The organism is Halalkalicoccus tibetensis, assembly GCF_037996645.1.
Taxonomy (GTDB): Archaea; Halobacteriota; Halobacteria; order Halobacteriales; family Halalkalicoccaceae; genus Halalkalicoccus; species Halalkalicoccus tibetensis.
On sequence record NZ_JBBMXV010000003.1, the window covers coordinates 474,165 to 498,069 of the forward strand.

Below are 23,905 nucleotides of genomic sequence, written 5' to 3' on the forward strand. Positions count from 1 at the left end.
GGCGCTACGACCCCCACAATAGCTTATATGTATGCCTCAGTAGGTCTCGGTAATGACTGTCGTGGGAACCCTCCGAAAGGCGGTCGCGCGGTGGCGGGACGAGGGCCTCGTGACCCTGATCCGCGCCGCTCTATCACGCTCCCGTGATCGGGTGAAGCGACGGCGGCTCCGGCGGAAATACCGGTACGTATCGGACGACGGGATGATCTCGGTGGATCCCGAACGCATAACCCACTTCCTGGTCGAGGGTCGCCATCCGGCGACACGGTACCGGGTGGAGAAGGGGCTGGTGACGAAGCACGAGCTGATAAAGGCGTACTTCCCGGTCGGGTTCTTCAGGGGGGCGGTCCTCCCGGGCGAGTGGGACCGACACGGGAAGGCCTATCACTTCGACAGGGTCTACAGGGGGATCAGGAACCACTACGTGGAGGGGGTGGAGTGGGAACGGACAGAGTACGGCCACCAGATGCTGCTGCTGGACGACCTTTATGACTACTCCTACTTCGATCGGCGGATCAGCCAGTGTGAGTCCCTGTACCGATCGCTGAACCGGGATGGCTACGAACCCGCACCACGACCGGAACGAAACGTCGGGGTGAACGTCGGCCGGGACGGAACGCTGATCTTCAACAACAAGGACGGTCACAACCGGCTGGCGCTCGCCAGAGTCCTCGGAATCGATCGGATACCGGTGGTCGTCGTCGTTCGCCACGCCCGGTGGCAGGCGCTGCGCGAGGAGATCGCGGCGGCCGAGACGATCGACGAACTCGGCGACCGGGCCCGCCGCCATCTCGACCATCCCGACGTGAGATCGCTCCACGAGTTCAACCGGGCGGATCGGTCGGCCGACTCGGCTCTCGACCGTCTCGAACGTTTCGTCGACCGATCGATTGCTCGGTAGCGGTCAGTTCGGGCGGAACCGGCCGTTGTCCACCATGGCCGTCAGCGGGTTGTCCTCGATCTCAAGCGAGAGCTCGACGCGCTCCTGCTGGCGCGCGGACTCCCAGCACCCGAAGATGAGCTCGGTCGATTCGAGGGCATTCCCCGCCGCCAATGGCGACTCGCGGTCCTCGATCGTCGCGTCGACGACTTCTTGGAGCGCCCGCCGGACGTAGGGCTTGAGGAAGGGGTCCTCGTCGGCCATGAACACGCGATCCGCCAGCGGCCTGAAGACTTGCGGGCCGGGGGTCGCGTCGTCGAGCTTCCGGAGGACCTTCACCGGGAGGCCGGGATCGACCGCGACGTGCGAGACCCGCTCGCCGCCGGTATCGATCCGCGTCCACTCGGATTCGTCGGCGGCTTTCGTCCTGAGCGACGCGCCGTTCGAGTGCCCGATCTCGATCGTACCCTCATCGCCTTCGAGGCGCATCAGGCAGTCCCGGTCGGCGCTCCCGGTCTCGGCGAACCCCTCGACGCCGTTCTCGTACTCCCACTCGGCCATCGCCCGGTTCTCGTTGTGGACGCCGTAGCGGACGTTCTCCTCGTCGTAGACCAGCAGCGACCGGACCCACTCGGGGCTCGCCCCGTCGGTGACGTAGTGGCACATGTCGAACATGTGAGTGCCGAAGTCGTAGAGGTTCTTCCCGCCGATCTTGACCCGTTCGAGCTCGCCGATGGCGCCGTCGTCGAGCAGGAGTTTCGCCTGCCGGAACGGGCCGGCGAACCGCCGCTGGTGGTTGATCGTCAGCCTGACGCCCGCTTCCTCACAGGTCTCGACCATCCGCTTGCAGTCCGCCCAGGTGTGGGCCATCGGCTTCTCGCAGTGGATCGCCTCGACGCCGGCGGCGGCACAGTCGGCGACGATGTCGGCGTGGGTCGTCACCGGCGTACAGACGCTGACCAGGTCCGGCTCGGCCCCCGCGAGCATCGACTCGTGGTCCTCGTAGACCCGCCGGTCGTCGATGTCGTAGTGCTCGGCGAACGCCTCGGCGTTGGCCCGCTCGATGTCGACACAGGCGACCAGTTCACAGCCGTCGATCGCCCGATAGGCCGAGGCGTGGCGATACCCCATCGCGTAGCCGACCCCACCCGCCCGTTCGGGCTCTGGCCCCGTCCCGATGACCGCGACGTCGAGTGTCATTCTACCCGACGGTTCTCGATTCAGGTATATACGACCTCGCTTCTCCCGTTCGATCCGCAGGCTCTCATTCCTTGTAGCCCAACGCCTCCAACTGTTCGGTCACGAGGTCCTCGTCCACCTCGTCCTCCCCGATCGGCTCCTCCGCAGTCGTCTCCGGGCGGTCCTCCGCGTCGATCACCAGCCACGGTACCCGGCGAAGCCCCTCGTTGTAGGCGTTCTCGCCGTGTCCGTACTGCATCGGCGAGAACAGCTCCTCCGCCTCGCCGAGCAGCTCCCCGTGATCCGACGTGATCACGGTCTTCCCGTCCAGATGCTCGAGCAACGCCTCCACGTACTCCATCACCGCCTCGAAGTTGCCCACGTAGGCCCGCCGGAGCTGCTCGTCCGAGATGTGTCCCTCGACGGCCGCGTTCCCCAGCGCGTCGAACATCGTCTCGGCGTCCCCGTAGTCCTCGGCATGCGTCCACTCGCGAAACCCGATCCGCCGCTCCTCGTACAGCGTCCTCCGGAGCGCCTTCGCGTACGTCCCGTAGTAGGGGGTGTGTGGCTGCATGAAGTGCACGATGGTCCGTTTGTCGTCGTAGTTCCCGTACTCGTCGACGGCGTACTCGTAGACGTGCTCCGGGCTGCGTTTCTCGTAGCGGCTGTTGTCGGACGGATACGTCTCGCCGTACGTCTTCGCGACCCGGTAGAACACGCCCTCATCGAGCGTACTGTCGGCGTGGGGGTTCGCGGTTATGTACACCGTGTCGTGGAGCTCGCGTCCGTTGAAGTTCCGCTTGATGAACTCCGAGCTCGTGCTTCCCCGCGAGATCACCTCCTCCAGGTCCCCTTCGATCCGGTTGTGGCTCTCGAAGACGTCGTACCGGCAGGCGTCGAGGACGATCAGGTTGTCCCAGTCCTCCGCCATCACGTCGATGCCGTCCTCGTATCGCCGGGCGTACAGTTTCTCGTGGGGAACCCTCCGTAGCTCGTCGGTAAACATCGAGGGCTCCCGTATCGCTTCCTTTAGCTTGCTCAGGTTGTATCTCTCCGCAAGCACGATCGCCATCCGTACCGGTGGTGCTTGAAGCATGCGAAAGCCTCCCGTTTCAGGACTGACGTCGATCGGGGGAGAGGGCCGAGCCCAGCACCGAAACTCGATACGGGCCAGTGTGATCCGAGGGATCGGTTGTGAGCCGCTCCTCTCGGGGATGGGTCGTCACTGCAGATCCCGGAGGTCGGGATGGTTCGGGACCGTGCCGTTCTCGTAGAGCCGGTCACGGTACTCCATCCAGCCGGCGTGCCGGACGAGAAACGCCACCGGGACCTCGTCGAGGTCGAGGAGCTTCGCCATTGAGAGACGGTGGTCGCCCGCGACGTGCAGCAGCTCGCCCGTCCGGCCGACGTCGACGAGCACCTCCTGGCCCATGCGATCGAGGAATCCCTCGTAGCGCTGTCGATCCCGTTCGTGGAGCTCCCGTTGACTGCTGAACCCGTCGGTCCGGAACTCCTCGTAGAGCTCGTCGAGGAACCGACACTGCTCGCGGATCTCCTCGGGCGAGGAACAGCCCTGCCAGGACTCGATCCCCTCGCTGGCCTCCTCCAGCCGTTGCTGAATGAGGTCGATCTCCTCCCAGTCGGCGCCGTGGACGAACCGCTGTTCGAACATCCGATAGGTCCCCTTGTTCTCGAACAGCATGTCCTCCCCCCAGGAAGGGTTCGGGGCCGCTTCGATCCCCCGATGGTCGGGCCGGGGTCGATCCCAGTCGCCGTCCTCGACCGCGCCGAACAGCCGTACCTTTCCCTCCCAGGCGTGGTACTCGCGAACCGACGACCGCGTGATCCGGGCGGGATCGACCCGCTCGATCTTGAAGGGGTCGGGCGACGCGTCGTACGCGTCGACGTCCCTCGTGTAGACGTGTCGGTGGAACGCCGGCGCGATCCGCCAGTAGAGCTCGGGGTTCGCGTCCCGGAGCCGCTGTAAGGCCCCCTTCTCGATCGCTCGCTTCGCCGTCCGCTCGATACCCTCCTCGCGGTAGGCGCGGGCGAGCCGTTCCACCGTCGTCTCGGACCCGTCCCCCTCCCATTTCGCCCCCTCCGCCTCGTCGCTGCGCCCGACGAGGCGTTCCAACGCGCTCATGTCCGTACTACTATAGAGGGGTATTAATTTCCGTCCGTTTCCCGATACCGTGCCCACCTGAACCAGTACTAGTAGTATACTGAACAGTCGTATCGACGGTACTGGTCCAGGTTCCGCACCATTTTATCTACGAATAGTAAACTTTAGAGCAGTATCGGCCCTGTATTGGACACTGTGGTTTCGACGAGTCCCCAGATCACGGTCCGAGACGTCTCCGTCGTGGACGGTAATGAGGTCCGCTATGACCTCTCGTACTCCCGCTCTCTCCGCCGGTTTTTGACCGATGTCGACCCGTACGTTCGCTACTCCCAGGACGTCTCGGAGGTCCCCGAGGGCGTCCTCGCCGTCCCGTTGCTCTCGACGCTCTGTCCCGTCGCGTGGATCACCGGCTCCGACCTCTACATCGAGGAGGTCGACGCGACGTTTCTTCGAGCGTTGCCGGGGCTCCAGCGGGCGTTCGCGGAGCTGTACCCCGACGCGCCGTTCGCCGGCTCCCCGACGATCCATTACAAGGACGGAGTGGACAACGAGTCCCGGGACGACGTCCCCGGCGACGGGGAGGCCGGCGTGTTGTTCACCGGCGGGGTCGACTCGACGACGACCTATCTCCAGCACCGCGAGAAACGCCCCCATCTCATCTCGGTCCGAAAGGAGAGCGAGACGCGGGCGAACACCTGGAAACTGCGCCGGCCGATGATCGAGGCGTTCGCCGAGGAGAACGACCTTCGGAGCCACTTCGTCGAGACGAACCTCAAGCTGCTGTTCGATAAGTTCATGCTGAACCTCTACTACCGCCACCTCCTCAACGACTCCTGGGATCGGACCATGTACTTCGGGCTCGGCTACCCCGGTTTCACCGCCCCGATCACCTATCTCGAGGGGATCACGGAACTCCACCAGTCCGTCGACTACCTGCCCCACGATCGCTTTCCCAACTCCGCCCGCCCGCGACTGGTGGAGAACCTCCGCTGGGCGGACACCGTCGTCGAGTCCGGCAGCGTCGGGCTGACGCGCCAGGACAAGATCGAACGCATCGGCGACTATTTCGCCGGCAAGGACACCGCCTGGCGGATCAGCAGCTGCGACGAGGGCGGCGAGTCCTCGCTGTGCTGCAACGAGTGTGGCACCTGCCTCCATACGATCATCGGGTTCATCGTCGCCGGCTACGACCCGGCGGACTACGGCTTCGACGTCGACGAGGGGACGTTCGACCGGGTCAAAGCCCACCTGAACGAGCAGGAGTTCCACGCCGACAGCGTCAAGGCCCGGTTCTGGCTCGAGCTCCAGGACCGTGCCGACCCCGATCGGGTCGACCACTCGCCGGCGGCGGTCGAGTTCGTCGAGTGGTTCGCGGACGCCCCGATCGCCCCGTCGATCGACCGGCCGCTCCCGCCCCACGAACCGAACTACGAGGCCAGCCTGAAGCGCCGTCTCTGCATCACGCTTCCCTACCCGCTCGACGCGGCCATCATCGACCGCTACTTCGAGGACCCGTCGTACTGAGGCCGCGTGGTGGGGACGGCCCTACCTGTCATGGCGCTCATTGTCACGGAGAGCCGTTCTTTCCATCGATTGGTTGAAGTGCGCCACGACGAAACGATAGGACTAGAATGGATGGGGACCGAACGGCGGAAGATCTCTCTTGGCGCGAGAAGGCGCACGCGTTCTGGCGGGTCGCGTTGTTTAAACCGGTGCTTACGGCGGGAATCATCGTCTTCAGCGTCTTCGTCGCACTGATGGAGGGGGTCGGCCTGAGCTTCCTCGTCCCGATCATCGACGTCGTCCAGGGCACCGACCCGACGGAGGCCGACGGCGTCACCCAGGCGTTCTTCACCGCCTACAGCTTCGTCGGGATCCCCTTCTCGCTTGGCACGATCATCCTCGGCGTCTCAACCGTCATGACCGTGCGATATCTCTCGAGCTTCGTGGTCGACTGGTTCCGGGTCGCCCTCGAGAAGCAGTACGTCCGCGAGCTCCAGCGCGAGTCGTTCGACCACGCCCTCGACGCCCGCGTCGCGTACTTCGACGAGCACGGCTCGGACGACATCCTCAACGCGATCGTCACGCAGGCCGAGTACGCCGGCAAGGTGATCCGCGACTTCATCTTCGTCTTCAATCACGTCCTCCTCGCGTTGATGTATCTCGGCATCGCCTTCTTCATCTCGCCGCTGCTCACGATCGCCGCCGTCGTCATCCTCGGCGGGCTCACGTTCCTGATCCGTCGGGTCCTCGAGCCGGGCTACACGGTCGGGGATCGCGTCGCCGAGGCCAACGAGCAGATCCAGCAGTCCGCCCAGGCCGGCACCCAGGGGATCCGTGACATCAAGCTCTACACCAAGACCGAGGACGTCTTCGACCGGTTCGCGGGCGCCGTCGAGCGCTTCACCGACTCGAGCATCACGCTCGCGCGCAACGAGGCCGCGATCGAGAACTTCTACAACCTCACCGCGGCGGTCACGGTGTTCGTGCTGATCTACGTCGCGCTGACGTTCACCGAGCTCTCGCTCGGCGCACTCGGTGTGTTCCTCTTCGCGCTCTTCCAGCTCGCCCCGGAGGTCAGCCGGGCGAACAACCGCTTCTACAAGATGGAGGGCCGCCTGCCCCACCTGATCCGGACCCAGGAGTTCGTCCGGAACCTCGAGGAGAGCAGCGAGATCGACTCGGGCGAGGAGCCCGTCCCCGAGCCCCCGACGCCCGTGCGCTTCGAGGACGTCTCGTTCGCGTACAACCCCGAGGAGGAGCAGGTCCTGAAGGACATCTCCTTCAGCGTCGACAAGGGCGAGTTCATCGCGTTCGTCGGCCAGTCGGGCGCCGGTAAGTCGACGATCATCTCGCTGCTCGCCCGGATGTACGAGCACGACGAGGGCGAGATCAGCGCCAACGGCGTCCCCGTCGAACGGATCGACCTCACCGAGTGGCGCGAGCGCGTCGCGGTCGTGCGCCAGGACCCGTTCATCTTCAACGACACGGTGCGGGCGAACGTCACGATCGGCAACGAGGACGCCACCGAGGCGGAGATCGAACGGGCCTGCGAGATCGCCCACGTCACCGAGTACCTCGACGACCTTCCGGGCGGCTACGACACGATCCTCGGGGACAACGGGGTCCGGCTCTCGGGCGGCCAGCGCCAGCGCATCTCGCTTGCGCGGGCGCTGTTGAAGGACGCGGACATCCTGGTGCTCGACGAGGCGACGTCGGACCTGGACACGAACATCGAGGAGAGCGTCCAGACGGAAATCGAGTCGATGGATCGGGACTACGCGATCATCGCGATCGCCCACCGACTCTCGACGGTGATCAACGCCGATCAGATCTACACGCTGCAGGACGGGGAGATCGTTGAGCAGGGCGAGCACGAGGAGCTGGTCGGCGGCGAGGGCAAGTACGCCCAGCTCTACTCGACGCAATAGTCGGTGCCGATACGACTGTACCGGGATTTATGCCCGTCCGGCGTCGACTCCGGACGATGCGAATAGCCGTTCTCTTGACGCATATCGGCCACACGACGATCTCCTACGAGCTCGCCGAGCGGACGGGTCGGGACACCGACGCCGACGTCACCGTGATCTGCTACGAGATCGGGTCGCTCGAGGAGGTCGAGGTGTCGGTCGATACCGACGCGGTCGATATCGTGACCCTCGGCGCCGAGGGCCGGTTCGACCCGGGGGCGATCCGCCGGCTGCGTAGCCTGCTCGCGAGCGGCGAGTTCGACCTGCTTCACACCCACCACAACTTCGTCGGGTCGCTCGGGCGCGCGCTCGCGCCCCGCGACCTCCCGATCGTCGACACCGAGCACGCCGACCACCGGCTGCACTACTCCCCCCTCCAGAACGCGGTGAACGACGCGACCCTCCGGCGGGCCGACCGCGTCGTCGCGAACTCGCAGGCGACGCTCGATTCCTTCTACCCCCACGAACGGCTGCTGGTGCCCGCCTGGAAGCGCCGCGTGATCTACAACGGCGTCGATCTCGAGGCGATCGACGACGCACGCGCAGGTGAGAAGAACGGGGATGAGAGCGGGGACGGGTTCGAAGGTGGGACCGACTGGGAGACCGACAGGCCGCGGGTCGTCACCGTCGGCCGGCTGATCGGGGCGAAGAACCATTCCACCCTCATCGAGGCCTTCGACGACGTGCGCGACTCGGTTCCCGACGCCGAGCTGCTGATCGTCGGCGACGGGCCTCAGCGCGAATCGCTCGAACGGCTCGTCGCCGCTCGCCGGCTGGGCGAGCACGTCCGGTTTACGGGAACGGTCTCCCGCAAGGAGGTCTATCGGATCCTCGATTCGAGCGACGCCTTCGCGCTTCCTTCCCGGTCGGAGGGGTTCTGCGTCGCGCTCGTCGAGGCGATGGCCTGCGGGCTCGCGCCGGTCGTAAGCGACATCCCCGTGCTCCACGAGGTCGCCGGCGAGGCAGCGGCCTTCGCCGACCCCGAACGGCCGGTGGGGTTCGCGATGCAGCTCCGCCGGCTGCTCTCCGATTCGAAGGCTCGGGAAACGCTCGGCGAGGCCGCGGAGGAGCGCGCCCGAACCGAATTCCCGCTTGACCGGGCCGTCGAGCGCTACGCCGAGCTCTACGAAACGCTCGTCCAGGCCCGGGCCTGAACGCCGCTACGGATAGAAGTCGAGACCGCGTCGTCCGATGCATATGGAATTGACGTTCGTCCACCATTTCGTTTTAACAAATCCTCACTGGAAATCCGACATAGAGAAAGTGCGGACCTACCGTTGTTATTGCCATCTGACGCTTTCTCTCGGAACATACGATGGTTAGCAACTAACGACTTGCTGCCCACATCCGAATCAGGTTTGGAGTTATGGCCACCCTCGCCGGAAACTTCACACCTATTCTTGGCAACTGAGAACGTTCCTACGAACCCTCAGCCAAATCGAGCTCGAGTGAGTCTCGTGGTGAGTATCCGATGACACGTCACAATAGTCAATCCGACAAGAACCGATTCGCAACCATCGCAGTCGGCGCAGCTGAAACCGAAACGCATCCTCACAGAGATGGGACGAACGATGTCGTCCCGCCGATCCACCTTTCGACGACGTTCGAGTGGGCCAGCGGGGAGGACGCCACTGAACACGAGTATTCGCGCGAAAGCAATCCGACGCGGGCAGCCCTTGAAGAGCGGTTAACCCGCCTCGAAGGCGGCGAGCATGGGTTGGCGTTCGCCTCCGGAATGGCCGCCACATCGACGACGATGCTATCGCTGGTCCCCCCAGGAGGTCACGTCGTCTCCTCGGACACCATCTATAGCGGAACCGAAAAACTGCTCACGGGACACATGGCCGGACATCTCGGCGTTGACATCGACTTCGTCGACGTCCGTGACCCCGACAACGTCGCCGACGCAGTCAACGCTGACACTGACCTGATCTGGGCAGAGACACCGTCGAACCCCTTGATCAGGTTGTGCGATATCCAAGCGATAGCCGACGTCGCCGACGACCACGATACCCTGTTCGGCGTGGACAGTACCTTTGCGAGTCCGTACTACCAATCCCCACTCGAACTGGGTGCCGACGTCGTCGTTCACAGCACTACCAAGTATCTCAACGGGCACTCCGACTCGATCGGCGGTGCCGTTATCACCGACAGCGGTGGGGTTTTCGAGCAATTAGCGTTCGCGCAGCGGGTCGGGCTTGGGAACATGCTTTCGCCGTTCGACTGCTACCTCGTTGCGCGAGGCATCAAGACGCTGCCCGCACGGATGGAACATCACGAGCGGAACGCGATGGCGGTTGCCCGATTCCTCGAAAGCCACGACCGGGTCGCTCGTGTCTACTATCCAGGTCTTGAAAGCCACCCACAACACGACCTTGCGAGCGAGCAGATGTCGGGGTACAGCGGAATGCTGTCCTTCGAGTTTGACGGCACACTCATCGAGCTTGAGGCGTTCATCGAGGGACTCGAGGTCTTCACGCCGGGAGCCAGTCTCGGTGGGGCCGAGAGCCTCGTCGAGGTACCGTCACTGATGATCCCCGACGAGTTCAGTCGTAGTGAGGATTCAGCGGAGGTTCCCGAGACGTTGGTCCGGGTATCCGTCGGCCTCGAAGACGCCGGTGATCTCTGCGAGGACCTCCGGACGGCGCTACCGTAGGCACACGTTCCCCTTTCGTCCCGACCGTCCCGATCCGCAAGCGGGTCGATTTTCACCAGATGTGACAGCCGCAAGCGGGAATACGAACTGTTTCTAAACGAGAGAGTGCAGATTATTCGAGCGGTTCGATTACATCTCCGGAGCGAATCATCCCATCTTCGAGAATGTCCACTCGGAGCCCGCCTCGGTGAGTGAGTGCCTGCAATACGCCGTCCTGAGTGACGCGCTGAAGATGATTACACGGTTCACACAGTCGATCCCCTCGACAGATGGCGTTACCGACTCGGAATCGTTGTCCAACGAGGTGATTGAGTGCGACATCACGGGTTTCGATGTTTCGTCGGTGTTCTCCCGGTGCGAGTTCGATTCCCGCTTCACGTTCGATTGCTGTTACAGCCTCTTGCTCGATCAACGTGAGATCATATCCATCGCGGCGTTCCTCATCTGGTTCCCACTCGACGAAGGTTCCCGCCTCGATCTCGCTAAAGTAGCGATCACCTCGGAGTCCCTTTCCGGCAACTGCTTCAACGTCGGTCCGTTTTTCCATCTCCGCTTCGGCTTCAGGTGCGATGAAAACCCGTTCGACAGTGCCACTTCCGGTCATGTGTGCTATGCGAGTTTAGCACAGTATACAATCACTCTACCGCACGAAAGAGCTGTTTCTGAGTGGCAACACTGGAGGGGATGTCGGAAAATCGCCGAGCCTACTCCTTGAGTAACAGGAAGTAGCGGCTGAGGGGATCTAAAAGATCGCCGATAGTCTGATTTGACCGAATTCACCCACAACAAGCTGCTAAACGGCCTGTAGTCTCATCTTCTGCTACGGACCAACGCGGGCCCACAGCCGCAGTGAGAAACACCTATTCGCGCCCGGACACGTTCTCTACACGAATGACCGACCCGAACGTCCTCGTCCTGGTGATGGACACCGCCAGGTTCGGGGACATCCGCGAGACCCCGACGGAGGCGATCGACTCCGTCGCCGAGGAGGGAACCGACTTCACGAACGCCTCGGCGAACGCCCCCTGGTCGCTGCCCTCCCACGCCTCGATGTTCACCGGCCAGTATTCCTCGAGACACGGTGCCCACGCGACCCACAAGCAGCTCGACGAAAGCAAGGCGACGCTGGCGGAGCTGTTTTCCGAGAACGGCTACGAGACGGTCGGCGTCTCGAACAACACCTGGATCAGCGGGGAGTTCGGCTTCGCACGCGGCTTCGAGACGTTCTACAAGACCTGGCAGTACGTCCAGTCTGACACCGACCTCGGGGGGATCGCCCGAACCACTGAAGGAATCGACCAGCTCCGATCGCTCGCGGGCCGGCTCACCGACGGCAACCCCGTCACGAACCTGATCAACACCGTGTATGGAAAGTTTCTGCGGCGCCACAGCGACGACGGCGCGCGCCAGACCACCGAGTGGCTCGCCGACTGGCTCGACGAGCGCGAGGACTCGCGGTCCTTCTTCTGTTTCGTGAACTACCTCGAACCGCACCTCGAGTACCGCCCGCCCGAGGAGTTCGCCGAGCGCTTCCTCCCCGAGGGCGTCTCCTACGAGGAGGCGATGGAGGTCCCCCAGGACGCCTGGGGCTACATCGCTGGCGAGGTCGAGATGGGCGAGCGCGACTTCGAGGTCCTCCGGGCGCTGTACCGGGCCGAGATCGCCTACCTCGACGAGCGGATCGGCGAGCTCCGGGAGGCCCTGGAGGAGAGCGGCGAGTGGGAGGACACGGTGGTCGTCATCACGGGCGACCACGGCGAGAACATCGGCGACCACGGGCTGATGGACCACCAGTACTGCCTCTACGAGACCCTGTTGCACGTCCCGATGGTCGTCTCGGGGGGCGCGTTCGACGGGGGCGGCGAGGACGACCGGCTGGTCCAGCTGACCGACCTCGCGCCGACGCTGCTCGACGCGGCGGGCATCGAGGCCCCGGAGGCTCGCGAGCGGTTCCAGGGGGTTTCGTTCCATCCCGACAGTGACGAGACCCGCGAGCACGCCATCGCGGAGTATATGGGCCCCCAGCCTTCGATGGAGGCCCTCGAGAAACGGGTCGGGACGGTCCCCGACTCCGTCCGGGAGTTCGACCGGTCGCTGCGATCGATCCGGGACTCGGAGCACAAGCTCGTCCGGGGTTCCGACGGCCTGCGCGAGCTCTATCACCTCGGGGACGACCCCGACGAGGAGCGCGATCTCGCCGACGAACGGCCCGACGTCGCCTCCGAGCTGGGTGCCGAGCTCGACGACTGGCTCGACTCCTTCGAACGCCACGACGCGTCGGGTTCGGTCTCGATGTCGCAGTCGACCCAGGACCGCCTCGAGGACCTCGGCTATCTCCAGTGACCCGAACGTGTCTGTCGTGCGATGGTTGGACAGCTACATGTAGCTGGCCGACCGATATACGGGTCGATGATAGACAGCCGGAGTCGTGCTTGCGCGTCCGAATCTCCCAGTTCGACCGGCAACAACCCCGGGCGTAGATAGCTCCCCGATGTCGTACGTCAGATCACAGCTCCCCGATAGGATCCCGTGGGTCGACGCGTGGCTCCCGTTTCTCTGCATCGTCGCCGCGCTCGCGACCAACACGTGGCTCGTCTCGCCGACGGTCGGCTACGTCGTCTCCGTGTCCGTACTGGCGGCTACCGGCGCCTACGTCGTCTTCGTCTCGGACGTCGAGATTCGCATCGATGTACTGTTCGCGGTGCTGTTCGGTGGGTACTGGCTCCTTCTGGCCGCCGGCTGGCTGGTCGACGGATCATCCGCCCGCCTGCTGTACGTCGCAATCACGCCCCTCAGCGTGGTCGTGGCCGTCTTCCTCCTCCCCGCGGTCGTCGATCGATACCGTGGCGAGTTCATCGCGGGGCTGACCGCCCTGGGCGTCGCCATCGCCACCATCGGGTTCGGGATGCTGCTCGCCGAGCGGATCCTGGAGATGTCGATCCACTGGTGGACGGGCGGGTTCGTCTACGGCGTGCCCGGCTATCGGACGAACTCGGTGTTCGCGAACCCGAACACCTACGGCTTCCTGATGATGGTCTGTACGATCTCGGCCGTCGCCCACGTCGCGAACCGCGGGCCCGGCCTTGCGGGAATCGGGGCGATCGCCCTCTGTGGCGCGGCGGTGGTCACGAGCGACTCGACGGCGGCGCTCATGGGGACCGGGTTCGGACTGGCGGTGTTCGTGGCAGCGATCCGGCGACGGCTCGCGATCGCGCTGTTCGTCGTGGGTGCGCTCGCCGTCGTCGGGCTGATCGCCGGCGTCTATACGGGCCTGCTGTCCGACCTCCCGTTTCTGGGCCGCATCGAGGCGCTTGTGGGCTCGTTGCTCGCGGTCCGGGTCGTCCTCTGGCAGGCGTCGATCGAGCGCCTGCTCGTGAATCCGCTCGTTGGCATCGGCTTCGCCGACACCGCGGCCGAGATCCGGCCGTACGTCCCCGATGACGGGCCCGTCGGCTTCGGGACGCACAACTCCTACATCCACATCCTCCTTCAGACCGGCCTGGTGGCCGGCTCGCTCTATCTGCTCGCCGTGTTCTACGCGGGCGCGAAGGCGACCTACAGCGCCCTCCTGGCCGACTATCGCCCCGCCCCAGCCACGGGCGGTATCGGCCGGTGGTGGCCGATCTACGTCCTGGCCACGCTCGCCGCGATCCTCGTGGCGCTGGTCTTCGAGTCGATGACGATCGGCGGGCTCTCGCTCGATTCGGTCCTCGTCGGGCTCTATCTCGGGTTGGCGCTCTCGCTCAGCGGCTCGTGGCTCGTCAGGCTCCGGGCGGACCACGCCGCTCGCTCGATCCGGTGACGGGAATCGAGGACAACAGGGTAGGACTGTGGCTACTCGCTCTCGACGAGGCGTTCCAGCGCGCTCGTCGTCTCATCGACCGTCCGTGTCCAGGAGTGTCGGCGTTGGATCCCGTCGTCGGCTGCGGGCCCGCCCGACTCGAGGGTCGCCCTGATCCCCTCGGCGAACCCCTCGACGTCGCCCGGGTCCGCGGTGTGGCCGTAGCCCTCGACCAGCGGCGCGACCTGTTCGAGGTCGGAGGTGACGACGCCGGACCCGGCGGCCATCGCCTCGAGTACCGTCCGCGGGACCCCCTCGGCCCGACTGGGGAGGACGAGCACGTCCGCGCTCCTGTAGACCGGCGGCATCTCGTCGTACTCGAGGTGGCCGAGGAACTCGACGGAGTTGCCCGTTCGCTCGGCGAGCTCCTCCTGAAGCGGCCCCTCGCCACAGACGTACAGCTTCAGCTCCGGGTGGGTCTCGCGGACCCGCTCGACGGCCGCGATCGCGTCCGAGGGCCGTTTGCCCTCGACCAGCCGGCCGACGAACAGCGCTGTCGGCCCGTCGTGGTCGATCAGGTCGCTTCCCGGCCCGTCGGGGGTGAACCGTTCGAGGTCGACCCCGTTGGGGACGATCTCGATCTCGCTGTCGACGCCGAGCGCCCGGATGCGGCGCTCGTCCTCCTCCGTATAGCAGAACACGACGTCGGCCCGATCGAACGTCCAGCGCCCGACGCTCCCGAGATACAGGTCGAACACCCATTCGGGCGCGGTCTGTGAGTAGAGGCCGTGGTTCGTGATCGCCAGCGGGATCTCCCCACAGGCCCGTTTGAGCGCCGCGAGGTTCGTCGAGAAGTAGAGATGCGAGTGTGCGTGAACGACGTCGAAGGACTCGGCGGCCGCGAGATACCGGGCGACGCCGGTCGAGATATCGTTGCCGAGCAGGCTTCCCTCCGAGCCGTACCGGATCACGGTGTAGCCGTCGCGCTCTTCGAGATGGGGCTTGTCACCCCCGCCGACCGTCAGCACCGTCACGTCGTGGCCCATCGCGGCCTGATCGCGGCTCATCGCGTGAACGTGGTACGGCCCCCCGCCCTTCACGTCCGGGTACGTCTTCTGTGCGACGCGTAAAATCCGCATATAGGTGGTGCCCGCTCGCCCGGAATCAATCTACCTACTTCCGAACACGGGCCAGAACGGCCTCACTGCTCCGGCGACTCGTCGTCGGGGTTCGGGTCGCCGCCCCGAAGCAGGACTAGAACGTCCGTGAACGCGTTCCAGATCTGTCGGATCACGATCTTCAGGTCGAACCAGAACGACTGACGCCGGATGTACTCGAGGTCGTACTGGAGCTTCGTCTCGGGGTCCGTACTCGAGACGTCGTTGACCTGTGCGAGCCCGGTCAGCCCCGGCTTGACGAACCAGCGCTTTCGCCACCCGCCCGCCTGGGCCTCGAGCAGGGACTCCTCGTCGGTCCAGACCGCCCGCGGACCGACGACGCTCATATCGCCGATCAGGATCGACCAGAGCTGGGGTAGCTCGTCGAGATGCGACTCCCGGAGCAGCCGGCCGACCGGCGTGATGCGGTCGTTCTGTTCGTCGTCGACGGGCTCGGCCGACTCGCTGTCGACGTACATCGTCCGGAACTTCAGCACCGTGAACGTGCTACCGAGGTCAGCCGTGCGGTCCTGCCCGTAGAACACCGGTCCCGAGCTGTCGAGCTTGATCGCGACGGCGATGAGCGCGAGGAACGGGGCGAACACCACGAGCCCGACGGTCGCGAAGACGATGTCGAACCCGCGCTTGACCAGCCGTTCCTGCCAGTCCCACGGCTCGAGGTCGATCGTCAGCAGCTCGCCGACACCCCCGTCGGTGATCGACAGCAGCACGCTGTCGGCGTGCTCGCGAAGCACCTTCGCCCCGATCCCGTGGGTGTGACACGTCTCGAGGACGCCGAAGAACTCCCCCCGATCGGGGTTCTCGAACGCGAGCAACACGGTATCGACGTCGCGGTTCACGAGCACCTGTTCGAGGCGCGAGAGCCCGCCGAGCGAGGTGAGTCCCTCCGCCTGGAGATCGATCGCCCCGCCGTCGGCCCGCGCAGCGGGCGCTTCCCGCTCGCGCGTCCCGGTGATGATCGGCGGCGAGAGATAGCCGAGCACGGTCCCCTCGACGGCGTCCGCGGCCCGTCGGATCTGGTCGGGGTCGTCGCCGACGATGACGATCCGCTCGTGGCCCTCCGCCGGCCGGCGCCGGATCAGCACGAACCACGCCGGGAGCGCGACGAGCAGTATCGCCGCCGTCACGCCGAGGGTCGCCCGCGGGAGGCGATAGGTCCAGTTGAAGTAGCCGACCGTCGCGATCGCGAACACCGCCGTCAGGACACGTTTCTGCGCCAAAAAGATCGTATCGAGGATCCGCTGTGGCCGCGGTTTGTACAGCGGGAAGAGCGAGCCGACGACGATCGCCGTACTCAGTACGATCGCTACGACGAGCTCCTGTCCCCCAAGTACGGTCCCCGGAAGCCGATTGACCAGCGGAACGTACGTCGTTGCGAACCCCTGGACGAGGCTGGTGTTGGCGATCACCACTGCGGCTGCAGTGACGACCACCACCCCCAGAACAGCCCCGATACGATACTCCCACTTCGATCTCATCTACGTCTCTTTTGGGATGGAATTCATATATATTGTCCGCCTTCTGCTGTGATTTGGGGCGGAACCGACCACATCGTTCAGTACGCTGAACGTTGGTCGTCTCGGAGCACCGATGGTGTTTTTATCCGTTCGTATCCCATGGGCGATCAATGGATGTCCTCGTCACCGGCGGCGCCGGCTTCATCGGCGGACATATCGCCGAACGGATGACGCGACTCGGACACGACGTCACCGCCCTCGACAACTTCGAGCCGTTCTACAACGTCGGGATCAAGGAACACACCGTCGAGCAGTGTCGCGAACTCGCCGCCGAAGGCAACGGAAGCTACGAGCTCGTCAACGACGATCTGCGGGACGCGGAGCTGGTCAATGAGCTCGTTGCCGACGCCGACTACGTCTACCATCAGGCGGCCCAGGCCGGCGTCCGCGCGAGCGTGAAGAACCCCCGGAAGGTCAACGAGATCAACATCGACGGGACGATCAACCTGCTGGAGGCCGCGCGAAACTCCGACACCGAGCGGGTGGTCGTCGCGAGCTCCTCCTCCGTTTACGGGAAGCCACAGTACCTCCCCTACGACGAGGACCACCCCACGACGCCGGTCAGTCCCTACGGCGTCTCGAAGCTCGCGACCGAGCAGTACGCCCGCGTCTACAGCGAGGTCTACGGTCTTCCCACAGTCTCGCTCCGTTACTTCACCGTCTACGGCCCGCGGATGCGCCCGAACATGGCGATCTCGAACTTCGTCTCGCGCTGTCTTCACGGCGAGCCGCCGGTGATCTACGGCGACGGCTCCCAGACGCGCGACTTCACCTTCGTCGACGACATCCTCTGGGTGAACGAGAAGCTTCTCGAAAGCGACGCCGCCGACGGCGAGATCATGAACGTCGGCAGCACGGACAACATCGCGATCAAGACCCTCGCCAAGGAGGTCCGCGACCAGCTCGCCCCCGAGCTCGAGCTCGAGTACGGCGAGCGAAACGACGCCGACGCCGAGCACACCCACGCCGACATCTCGAAGGTCAACGAGCTGCTGGGCTACGAGCCGGCGACCGACATTCGCGAGGGCGTCGGCGAGTTCATCGACTGGTACCGGGCCAACGAGGAGTGGTACGACCCGCTGGTCCGGGACTCATAGGCGTAGACCGCTTCTTACTCCTTTACGCTGCAACCGGCCCGTTGAAACCCTCATTACAAGAATAGAGTAAAACAGAGATGTATCTCATAGATAGTTATATTCGACGGCATATAACGTTTCATGCTCGGGAATACCCGATAATCTCCATAGTGAATTACAGATGTACCTTTGTAATTACATGGTATATTTGAGATTGAGTTCGATCTCATTGGTCGCCCCCAGGAGAAGGTCCGGGATCTCCTCTCCGAGCTTTTCGCCCTTGAACCGCTGTGCGGGACCGGAGATACTGATCGCGCCGAGGACGTGTCCGTCGGGACAGTGGACGGCCGTCCCGGCTGCGTTCAGCCCTATCACCGACTCCTGTTCGTTGAACGCTACGCCCCTGGTCGAGATCGCCTCGAGCTCCTCGAAGAGGGTCTCGCGGTCGGTGATCGTGTTTGGCGTCACCTGCGGGAGGCCCCGTTCGTCGATGATCGCCTCGACGCGTGATTTCGGTAGCGCTGCCAGGATGGCCTTGCCGGCCGCGCTACAGTGTAGCGGGCCGCGCTTTCCGATGTGGGCGTCGGTCTGCACCGCGTCCTCGCCCACCGATGCGTGAATGTACACCCGCTGTCCGTGTTCCTCCGTGATGAACTGAACCCGCTCTCCGGTCGTCAGCGCGAGCTGTTGGACCTTGTCCTTCGCGAGCTGGTAGCCCCGTTCGTTGTGCTGGATGTAGCCGCCGATCGTGAGGAACTGGAGGCCGAGCCGGTAGACATCGCCCTCCTTCGTGACGTAATCGTGGGCCCGTAGCGTCGTGAGATGGCGGTGAACCGTGCTCGGTGCAGCGCCGAGATGGTCCGCGATCTCGTCGATCCGGCCACCGCCGAGCTCGTAGAGCGCGTCAACCACTTCGAGGGAGGTCTCGGTCGTTTTGAGTCGTGATGGTCCCGGTTCGCTTGTCATGATCGCCCGTTAGGGACCCCCATATATAAAATCCCGCGCAGCGGGATAGAGATTGTTTGATACGATAATTCCATCTATATTTCGTGAACGTTACTTCCAAATGGCGAGGCCATTCCGGAGAGTGGAATGGAGAATAATAACAACCCATGCGGTATAATCATAGCAATCGCTTTCCGTTCGAACCAGCAGCGAAACGAGCTCACCGCTTTTCGGCCGATTACTCCAACAGATCCCGTCGGAGAGTCCCGTCGTCGACAACCGTCGTTCCGTCGAGCTCCACGGTCGGGGATCGAATCACGCCGTCTAGATGGATGTCGCTCTTCAGCGTGCCGCCGAGCGATTCGTTGTCCCCGACGGCGAAGTGGATCGTCCCCTCGCGTTTCTTGTCTTCGGCAGTGTTCCCGATCAACTTCGCCTTCGGGTTCGTCCCGATCGCGAACTCTGCGAGGTTTCGGGCGTTCTCGTCGGCGTCGTCAAAGATCGCCTCGAGCTCCTCGGCCTGGTTACCACCGTTGACGTCGGTGACGAACCCGTCCTCGAGCGTCAGCTCGATCGGCTCCTCGAGCTGACCGAGGTTGTCCATCGCGACGTCGATGGCGATCGTCCCGTTGGCCGTCCCTTCCGCAGGATGGGTCGGCGCTTCGCCCGGCGGAAGCGTCGCGAAGCCGTACTCCTCGTGGAAGTAGCCGTCGAGCGAGAACGACTGACAGCCCTCTATGCTGAACTCCACGTCGGTCCCTCGATCGCTGGTGACGACGGCGGTCTCGGCGTCGGTGATGATCTCGGCCATCGCCTCGGTTCGGCGACGGAGCGCCTCGAAGTCGACGGTCATCGCGCCGTCGACCATCATGTCCTCGGTAACCCCCCGAAGCACCCCGATCCGCGTCCCCTCCTCGGCCGCCCGGAGCCGGGCGCGTGTATGGGTGATCGCGTGGGTCGTACAGGTGAACGCGACGTCGGCGGTCGCCATCGCGTCCGCGACGGTATCGAGCGGCTCGTTGCCGTGACTATCGAGCAGCGGCATGACCGACGTAACCACCTCAGCGCCGATGCCGTTCGCTGCCGTTGCGATGCTCTTTCCGACGCCGAACGTCCTCGGGTCGGTGAGAACCAGCACTTCTTCGTTGGGCTGGACATCGAGACACTCTTCGACGATCGAACACGAGGCTGACGCCATCTCCAGGTCGAGCATGTTCTGTGCCATTATGCCACAATACCGCCGATATGCTATATATCTTCGTTTATCGGTTAGAACCCGCCCGACGCACCGCCTATTCGGCGAAAAGTATCGAGTGGCGGTTACTCGCCGTAGAAGCCGGTTCCTTCCATCAGACGTCGCTGGGTCCGATACACTGTGACGCTCTCGACTCGCTCGGCGTTCGTATCCACTTCGGCGGTCGCCGACATCGTCCCCTTCGGATGGCCGAGCGTCACTGTCTCGCCGTCGAGCTCCGCTACCTCGTTCGGGATCGTCCCCGGGAGGAGCGCCGCCGCGGCGGTGCAGGAGACGCCGGTGACGGCGTAGACGGGGTGGAGCTTCTGCATGCTCATGTAGCGCGCGACGAGGTTCACCTCGTCGGCCTGCACGGAACCGCCCTCGGGGGTATCGTAGTCCGTCGGTTCGGCCACGAACACGAGCTTCGGGTACCCCGGCGATTCCACCGAGGCGTGCTCGGGGTCGTCGACGAGTTCGAGTTCTGCACAGATCGTCCCTCGAATCCGTTCGAGACGCTCGAGCAGCTCGGGGTTGCTGTCGATCTCCTCGCGGCCCTCGGTCGCCGTGAGTCCGACGTCGGCCGCGCGCACGAACGCGATCGGGGTCGTCACGTCGACGACGCTGAGCTCGAGCGACTCGCCGTCGATCTCCCGCTCGATCGTTGGCCCGCCGAGCGGGAACAGCCCGTCGGTGACGGCACCGGCCGGTTCGAGGAAGGACGTATCGATCCGAGCCCCGGTCCCCGGGACGCCGTGGATCTTGAACTCGCCGCGCGAGGCCGCCCGCCCATCGTCGGTTAGTGGGACGTGCTGGTCGATGTACGAGTCGGTGTTGGTGTTATAGAGGCGCAGGTCCGCCTCGTCGGCCTCGGGGTCGACGTCGACGAGCCCCTCGTCGATCGCGAACGAACCGATGGCACAGGTGAGGTTCCCACAGTTGCCGCCGTAGTCGATCACCGGCTCGTCGACGGCCACCTGCCCGAACGTATATGAGACGTCCGCACCCTCGTCGTCGGATGCCTCGACGAGCATCAGTTTCGAGGTCGTCGACGTCGCCCCGCCCAACCCGTCGATCTGTCGGTCGTCAGGACTGCCGAACAGCGAGAGGATAGCCTCGTCACGGTTCTCCTCGGGCACCTCGTCGCCTCGGATGAAGACGCCCTTGCTCGTCCCGCCGCGGACGATCGCACAGTCGAGTGTCTGCTGATCTCCGATCATCGTCCTTCCTCCACGTACTCCGCGCTCTCCTCGGCGGCGATCCGCCCGAACACGGCGCCGTTCGCGAGCCCCGTCCCGCCAGGGTAGTTGTCGAAGAAGAGCCCGCCGGTCGTATTGCCCGCGACGTAGAGCCCGGGGATGGGGCGGCCGATCGTATCGAGCGCGCGTGCCCGCTCGTCGGTCGCCGCACCGCCGAAGCCGAAGGTGATGCCGCCGGTGACGCGATAGCCGTGATACGGCGGCTCCTCGAGGGGAAGCGCCCAGTTGGTCTTCTCGAGCTCGAGTCCCTCGGTCCGGTTGCCGTCGAGCGAGTCGGGATCGAACTCGCCGGGGTCGGTCGCCGCGTTGAACTCCTCGACAGTCTCGGCGCCCTCGGCAGGCGACTCACAGCCGAGCTCCTCGAGTACGCCCTCGACGGTGTCGCCGGTGACCCAGTCGCCGGGGCCCGTCGCGCGCATGTGCTCGGTGAGCGAGTCGTCGATGAGGATGTACGCTTCGTGGCCGGGCTCCTCGAAGATGAGCCGGCCGAGCTTGGCGTAGGTGTGCGCACGGGCGTCCTCGCCCTCGTCGAAGAACCGCTCGCCGTCGTTGTTGATCAGCAGGCCGTACTGGTAGCCGTCGACGCGGTTCGCGCCGCCCTCGTAGTCGGGCGCCTCGCTGTCGATCAGCGCCATGTGCGCGCCGCCCCACTGCCCGGTCGCGCGGCCGCCCGCGTCGAGCACCATCTCGATCCCCTCCCCGGTGTTGTACCGGCTGCCGCGGACCTTCATCGCGTCGTAGTCGGAGCCGTAGTAGCGGGTGCGCTTCTCCTCGCTCGACTCGTAACCGCCGGCGGCGACGATGACGGCGTCGGCCTTGAACTCGACCTCGCCGTCGTCGTTTCGGGCGCGGACCCCCGCGACCTCGCCGTCCTCGAAGACGAGTTCGCGCGCTTCGGTCCGGTATTCGAAGGTCGCGCCCTCCTCTTCGGCTGCCTCGACGAGCGCGCTGACGAGCTGCTCGCCGTCGAAGAACGTCCGCGCGACCGTGTAACCGGAGTTGAGCGGCTCCATGTCCCACTCGACGCCGCGTTCGGTGAGCCACTCGACGGTCGGTCCGATCTCGTCGACGATCGTCCGGGCCAGGTCGTCGTCGGCCCGTCCGTTCGTCTGCTTCATGATGTCGGCGTAGAAGTCGTCCGGCGAGTAGTCGTTGATGTCGAACTCGTAGCCGTACTGTTCGAGGTCGGCCTCGGTCGACGCGACGCGGAACGACTCGCTGTGCCACGTGTGCCCACCGCGTTTCTCCTTGGGGGATTTCTCGAGAACGGTGACGTCCATCCCGAGTTCGGCCGCCCGATTGGCCGCGCTCAGTCCCGCGATACCACACCCTACGACTACGAGTCGCTGATCGTTGACTGCGTCCATCCCTACCAAGAACGTAAAAGGGAACCACCATAGACGTTTCGTCACACGGCCCATCCACTCCGGCCGTCCGAGGATATTTCTACCAGCCGGTGGACGGGGCGGTATGGACGCGATCGTCGTCGGGGAGTTCGGATCGTCGAGCGTCGTGGACGTAGAGCGCCCCGAACCGGGGAACGGCGAGGCGCTGATCGACGTCTCGCGAGTACAGCTGAGCGTAACCGAGTGTCTCCTCTATCGGGGTCGGGAGGTCGCCCACTACGACGCCGTCGAGCAGGCAATCCACGGAGGGGAGGTTGGAGCCCGGCTGTTCGGCCACGAGTTCTGTGGCGAGGTCGTCGAGTGCGGCCCGGACGTCGAGGCGTTCGCCGTCGGCGATCGCGTGTACGCGCCGGGAAAGATCCACTGTGGCTCGTGTCCGTACTGCCGTTCGGGGTATGCCAACTACTGCCTTGACACGACTGCCATCGGCTACGACAGACCGGGGGCGCTCGCCGAGTACGTCCGACTCCCGACCGGTCCGCTCCGGGCGCTTCCCGACGGCGTCTCCGATGCGGCAGGCGCGGCCCTCCAGCCGCTCGCGAGTTCGGTCCTCTGTACGATCGATGCGGGAATCGAGCCTGGCGACGACGTCCTCGTCGTCGGGGCGGGTGTGATGGGCTTCCACTGTGCGATGCTCGCACGGCGGTTCGGCGCGGGTGAGGTCTACGCCGTCGACGTCAGGGAACGCCCCCTCTCGATCGCGGCCGACTGCGGCATCACGCCGATCGACGCGACGGAGACCGATCCCGTCGCGGAGATCCGGGCCGCGACGGGCGGGCTGGGCGCCGACGTCGCGTTCGCCGCGGTCGGCGGCGAGCAGTCACACGCCACCGACGGCGACGCCCCTCTCGCACAGGCATTCCGCGCGCTCCGTCGGGGCGGGACGCTCCTCCAGGTCGGCCACATCGAGGGGGAGATCGAAATGACGCCTCGTGTCGCCAGATCGAAGGCGGTCCGTTGGGAGAACCCGCGAAAGGGCGTCGCGAACGTCAGCCCGGGAACGGACACCGGCGAGCTCGCTGCCGAGTTGGTCGCGTCCGATACGATCTCCGTCGAGGAGTACGTCACTCACGAACTCGATGGCCTCGAATCCTTCGAGGAGGCGGTTGAGATCACGCTCGACAAGCAGACACACGATGCACTCGGGCCGGCACAAATCGTGCTTGACAACTAGTTCGGCATCCCCCTGGTAACGAGACGGA

General features: G+C 64.8%; 19 protein-coding genes. 9 read left to right on the forward strand and 10 right to left on the reverse strand.

What is annotated here, in order from left to right; all coding sequences use genetic code 11:
• The first annotated feature begins 52 nt into the window (after window positions 1-52).
• The gene (locus tag WOA58_RS10980; RefSeq protein ID WP_340604247.1) at window positions 53-901 is read left to right on the forward strand and encodes a ParB N-terminal domain-containing protein; all 849 of its coding nucleotides are present in this window, start codon (window positions 53-55) and stop codon (window positions 899-901) included.
• Between the two features lie 3 nt (window positions 902-904).
• Here the strand turns inward: WOA58_RS10980 and WOA58_RS10985 are convergent, their stop codons facing one another.
• From WOA58_RS10985 to WOA58_RS10995, 3 genes are all read right to left on the reverse strand, one after another.
• Window positions 905-2,080 (reverse strand): Gfo/Idh/MocA family oxidoreductase, encoded by a 1,176-nt coding sequence (locus WOA58_RS10985; protein ID WP_340604248.1) that lies wholly within the window; start codon window positions 2,078-2,080, stop codon window positions 905-907.
• Between the two features lie 64 nt (window positions 2,081-2,144).
• Entirely contained in the window at window positions 2,145-3,155 is a 1,011-nt protein-coding gene (locus tag WOA58_RS10990; protein WP_340604249.1) for a sulfatase-like hydrolase/transferase, read from the reverse strand.
• A gap of 126 nt (window positions 3,156-3,281) precedes the next feature.
• The gene (locus tag WOA58_RS10995; RefSeq protein WP_340604250.1) at window positions 3,282-4,202 is read right to left on the reverse strand and encodes a hypothetical protein; all 921 of its coding nucleotides are present in this window, start codon (window positions 4,200-4,202) and stop codon (window positions 3,282-3,284) included.
• Window positions 4,203-4,478: 276 nt separating this feature from the next.
• On the opposite strand from WOA58_RS10995, the gene WOA58_RS11000 reads away from it, so the two are divergent.
• From WOA58_RS11000 to WOA58_RS11015, 4 genes are all read left to right on the forward strand, one after another.
• Complete coding sequence (locus tag WOA58_RS11000; protein WP_340604251.1) at window positions 4,479-5,705, forward strand: hypothetical protein; 1,227 nt, start codon at window positions 4,479-4,481, stop codon at window positions 5,703-5,705.
• 107 nt (window positions 5,706-5,812) lie between these two features.
• Window positions 5,813-7,612, forward strand: a complete 1,800-nt coding sequence (locus WOA58_RS11005) for an ABC transporter ATP-binding protein (RefSeq protein ID WP_390220898.1) — start codon at window positions 5,813-5,815, stop codon at window positions 7,610-7,612.
• A 56-nt stretch (window positions 7,613-7,668) separates the two neighbouring features.
• Window positions 7,669-8,805, forward strand: coding sequence for a glycosyltransferase (locus WOA58_RS11010; protein WP_340604253.1), 1,137 nt, complete (start codon window positions 7,669-7,671; stop codon window positions 8,803-8,805).
• A 317-nt stretch (window positions 8,806-9,122) separates the two neighbouring features.
• Window positions 9,123-10,307, forward strand: a complete 1,185-nt coding sequence (locus WOA58_RS11015; protein ID WP_340604254.1) for a trans-sulfuration enzyme family protein — start codon at window positions 9,123-9,125, stop codon at window positions 10,305-10,307.
• Window positions 10,308-10,419: 112 nt separating this feature from the next.
• On the opposite strand, the gene WOA58_RS11020 is transcribed toward WOA58_RS11015, so the two are convergent.
• Window positions 10,420-10,911 (reverse strand): MOSC domain-containing protein, encoded by a 492-nt coding sequence (locus tag WOA58_RS11020; protein WP_340604255.1) that lies wholly within the window; start codon window positions 10,909-10,911, stop codon window positions 10,420-10,422.
• 287 nt (window positions 10,912-11,198) lie between these two features.
• On the opposite strand from WOA58_RS11020, the gene WOA58_RS11025 reads away from it, so the two are divergent.
• Complete coding sequence (locus tag WOA58_RS11025) at window positions 11,199-12,650, forward strand: sulfatase family protein (protein WP_340604256.1); 1,452 nt, start codon at window positions 11,199-11,201, stop codon at window positions 12,648-12,650.
• A gap of 148 nt (window positions 12,651-12,798) precedes the next feature.
• Window positions 12,799-14,109, forward strand: coding sequence for an O-antigen ligase family protein (locus WOA58_RS11030; RefSeq protein WP_340604257.1), 1,311 nt, complete (start codon window positions 12,799-12,801; stop codon window positions 14,107-14,109).
• A 32-nt stretch (window positions 14,110-14,141) separates the two neighbouring features.
• On the opposite strand, the gene WOA58_RS11035 is transcribed toward WOA58_RS11030, so the two are convergent.
• On the reverse strand, window positions 14,142-15,227 hold the full coding sequence (locus WOA58_RS11035; RefSeq protein ID WP_340604258.1) for a glycosyltransferase family 4 protein: 1,086 nt from the start codon (window positions 15,225-15,227) through the stop codon (window positions 14,142-14,144).
• 62 nt (window positions 15,228-15,289) lie between these two features.
• Entirely contained in the window at window positions 15,290-16,744 is a 1,455-nt protein-coding gene (locus WOA58_RS11040) for a sugar transferase (RefSeq protein WP_340604259.1), read from the reverse strand.
• A gap of 149 nt (window positions 16,745-16,893) precedes the next feature.
• On the opposite strand from WOA58_RS11040, the gene WOA58_RS11045 reads away from it, so the two are divergent.
• On the forward strand, window positions 16,894-17,880 hold the full coding sequence (locus WOA58_RS11045) for a GDP-mannose 4,6-dehydratase (RefSeq protein ID WP_340604260.1): 987 nt from the start codon (window positions 16,894-16,896) through the stop codon (window positions 17,878-17,880).
• A 174-nt stretch (window positions 17,881-18,054) separates the two neighbouring features.
• On the opposite strand, the gene WOA58_RS11050 is transcribed toward WOA58_RS11045, so the two are convergent.
• From WOA58_RS11050 to tcuA, 4 genes are all read right to left on the reverse strand, one after another.
• Window positions 18,055-18,825 (reverse strand): IclR family transcriptional regulator, encoded by a 771-nt coding sequence (locus WOA58_RS11050; RefSeq protein ID WP_340604261.1) that lies wholly within the window; start codon window positions 18,823-18,825, stop codon window positions 18,055-18,057.
• Window positions 18,826-19,042: 217 nt separating this feature from the next.
• On the reverse strand, window positions 19,043-20,029 hold the full coding sequence (locus WOA58_RS11055; protein WP_340604262.1) for an aminopeptidase: 987 nt from the start codon (window positions 20,027-20,029) through the stop codon (window positions 19,043-19,045).
• A gap of 95 nt (window positions 20,030-20,124) precedes the next feature.
• Window positions 20,125-21,258 carry a 2-methylaconitate cis-trans isomerase PrpF family protein gene (locus tag WOA58_RS11060; protein WP_340604263.1) on the reverse strand — a complete coding sequence of 378 codons (1,134 nt, stop codon included), beginning with the start codon at window positions 21,256-21,258 and terminating at the stop codon, window positions 20,125-20,127.
• The gene (gene tcuA / locus WOA58_RS11065; protein ID WP_340604264.1) at window positions 21,255-22,664 is read right to left on the reverse strand and encodes an FAD-dependent tricarballylate dehydrogenase TcuA; all 1,410 of its coding nucleotides are present in this window, start codon (window positions 22,662-22,664) and stop codon (window positions 21,255-21,257) included. Before tcuA ends, WOA58_RS11060 begins: the two co-directional genes overlap by 4 nt.
• Before the next feature lie 103 nt (window positions 22,665-22,767).
• Between tcuA and WOA58_RS11070 the strand changes: the two genes are divergently transcribed.
• Window positions 22,768-23,877 (forward strand): zinc-dependent alcohol dehydrogenase, encoded by a 1,110-nt coding sequence (locus WOA58_RS11070; RefSeq protein ID WP_340604265.1) that lies wholly within the window; start codon window positions 22,768-22,770, stop codon window positions 23,875-23,877.
• Window positions 23,878-23,905: the final 28 nt, after the last annotated feature.

Bases quoted from the DNA above. Each gene is read 5' to 3' on its own strand.
- WOA58_RS10980 (WP_340604247.1), top strand. From the start codon at position 53: ATGACTGTCGTGGGAACCCTCCGAAAGGCGGTCGCGCGGTGGCGGGAC.
- WOA58_RS10985 (WP_340604248.1), bottom strand. From the start codon at position 2,080: ATGACACTCGACGTCGCGGTCATCGGGACGGGGCCAGAGCCCGAACGG.
- WOA58_RS10990 (WP_340604249.1), bottom strand. From the start codon at position 3,155: ATGCTTCAAGCACCACCGGTACGGATGGCGATCGTGCTTGCGGAGAGA.
- WOA58_RS10995 (WP_340604250.1), bottom strand. From the start codon at position 4,202: ATGAGCGCGTTGGAACGCCTCGTCGGGCGCAGCGACGAGGCGGAGGGG.
- WOA58_RS11005 (WP_390220898.1), top strand. From the start codon at position 5,813: ATGGATGGGGACCGAACGGCGGAAGATCTCTCTTGGCGCGAGAAGGCG.
- WOA58_RS11010 (WP_340604253.1), top strand. From the start codon at position 7,669: ATGCGAATAGCCGTTCTCTTGACGCATATCGGCCACACGACGATCTCC.
- WOA58_RS11015 (WP_340604254.1), top strand. From the start codon at position 9,123: ATGACACGTCACAATAGTCAATCCGACAAGAACCGATTCGCAACCATC.
- WOA58_RS11020 (WP_340604255.1), bottom strand. From the start codon at position 10,911: ATGACCGGAAGTGGCACTGTCGAACGGGTTTTCATCGCACCTGAAGCC.
- WOA58_RS11025 (WP_340604256.1), top strand. From the start codon at position 11,199: ATGACCGACCCGAACGTCCTCGTCCTGGTGATGGACACCGCCAGGTTC.
- WOA58_RS11030 (WP_340604257.1), top strand. From the start codon at position 12,799: ATGTCGTACGTCAGATCACAGCTCCCCGATAGGATCCCGTGGGTCGAC.
- WOA58_RS11035 (WP_340604258.1), bottom strand. From the start codon at position 15,227: ATGCGGATTTTACGCGTCGCACAGAAGACGTACCCGGACGTGAAGGGC.
- WOA58_RS11040 (WP_340604259.1), bottom strand. From the start codon at position 16,744: ATGAGATCGAAGTGGGAGTATCGTATCGGGGCTGTTCTGGGGGTGGTG.
- WOA58_RS11045 (WP_340604260.1), top strand. From the start codon at position 16,894: ATGGATGTCCTCGTCACCGGCGGCGCCGGCTTCATCGGCGGACATATC.
- WOA58_RS11050 (WP_340604261.1), bottom strand. From the start codon at position 18,825: ATGACAAGCGAACCGGGACCATCACGACTCAAAACGACCGAGACCTCC.
- WOA58_RS11055 (WP_340604262.1), bottom strand. From the start codon at position 20,029: ATGGCACAGAACATGCTCGACCTGGAGATGGCGTCAGCCTCGTGTTCG.
- WOA58_RS11060 (WP_340604263.1), bottom strand. From the start codon at position 21,258: ATGATCGGAGATCAGCAGACACTCGACTGTGCGATCGTCCGCGGCGGG.
- tcuA (WP_340604264.1), bottom strand. From the start codon at position 22,664: ATGGACGCAGTCAACGATCAGCGACTCGTAGTCGTAGGGTGTGGTATC.
- WOA58_RS11070 (WP_340604265.1), top strand. From the start codon at position 22,768: ATGGACGCGATCGTCGTCGGGGAGTTCGGATCGTCGAGCGTCGTGGAC.